This window comes from uncultured Microbacterium sp., assembly GCF_947488465.1.
GTDB lineage: Bacteria > Actinomycetota > Actinomycetes > Actinomycetales > Microbacteriaceae > Microbacterium.
Map to the genome: position 1 here is coordinate 1 of NZ_CANKZA010000015.1, position 1,381 is coordinate 1,381.

At 64.9% G+C, this 1,381-nt stretch carries 1 protein-coding gene; it reads right to left on the reverse strand.

The genetic code is table 11. The annotated features are described in order from the left end of the window. Positions 1-42 precede the first annotated feature (42 nt). Complete coding sequence (locus tag Q0653_RS13985) at positions 43-1,293, reverse strand: IS256 family transposase (protein ID WP_298945371.1); 1,251 nt, start codon at positions 1,291-1,293, stop codon at positions 43-45. Positions 1,294-1,381: the final 88 nt, after the last annotated feature.

A 1,381-nucleotide genomic window follows, 5' to 3' on the forward strand; every position in this document is an offset into this window, starting at 1 on the left:
GGGACTGTCCGATAAACGGTGTGTGGGGTCCGGCGGTTTTCATCAGTAGGTGGTTCTCTCGAACCGTCCGGCGAAGGTGATCGCGAACGCATTCAGCGCGGGCTTCCACCTGATCACCCAGCGTGCCCTGCCGCCGCCGGTGGGGTCAAGCGACCGCGTCACGAGGTAGAGACACTTGAGCGCCGCAGCCTCGTTGGGGAAGTGGCCGCGGGCCCTGACCGCCCGCCGGTAGCGGGCGTTGATCGACTCGATCGCGTTGGTCGTGCAGATCACCCGCCGGATCTCGACGTCGTATTCAAGGAAAGGCACGAACTCCGCCCAGCTGTTGCGCCAGAGCTGAACGATCGCTGGGTAGCGCCCACCCCATTCCGCGGCGAATTCCTCGAACCGGTCTTTCGCGGCCTGCTCGCTCGGGGCCGTGTAGACGGGTTTCAGGGACTTCACGATCGCGTCGCGGTGCTGCCGGCCGGCGTAGCGGAAGCTGTTGCGGATCAGGTGCACGATGCATTGCTGAACGACCGTCTGCTCCCACGTCGTGTTGATCGCTTCGGGGAGTCCTTTCAGCCCGTCGCAGACGGCGATGAGGACGTCCTCGACGCCGCGGTTCTTCAGCTCGGTGAACACCTGCAACCAGAACCGTGCGCCTTCGCCGCCGTCACCGGCCCAGATGCCCAGGATCTCCCGTTCCCCGGCGCTGGTGACGCCCATGACGACGTAGAACGGGGTGTTGCGGACTTGCCCGTCACGGACCTTCACCACGATCGCGTCGACGAAGATCACCGGGTAGAGCGCGTCCAGCGGACGTGAGGACCACTCCGCGAGCTCGGCGGCGACTTTCTCCGTGATCCGGCTGATGGTGTCCTTGGACACCTTCGCGCCATAGACCTCGTCGAAGTGCGCGGCGATCTCACCCGTCGTCAACCCGCGAGACGAGAGGGACAGCACGATCTGATCGACCCCTTCCAGGCGACGCTTCCGCTTGGGCACGATCACCGGCTCGAACGACCCGTCGCGGTCCCGGGGGACCTCGATCTGCACCGGACCAATCTCGGTCAATACCGTCTTGACCCGCGTCCCGTTGCGCATGTTCGCGGTCATCGGCGTCCCGCCGTGATCGTGCCCGAGATGCTCGGTCAGCTCCGCGTTCAGCGCCGACTCGAGCACGCTCTTCGTGAGTTGATTCAGCAGCCCTCCCGGGCCGACCAGGCTCACGCCTTGTTCCTTGGCCTGCGCGAGCAACCGCTCCGCGAGGTCCTTCTGATCGATGATCTCCCCGGTCACGGGATCAATCATCGCCTCATCCAACATTTCGGTCGTGTCAGCCACGGCCATCTCCTTTCGGATCAGGCCGGAGCCCACACACCGTTATTCGGACAGTCCC

Excerpts from the sequence above, each read along its gene's own strand:
- Q0653_RS13985 (WP_298945371.1), bottom strand. The coding sequence starts at position 1,293 with ATGATTGATCCCGTGACCGGGGAGATCATCGATCAGAAGGACCTCGCG.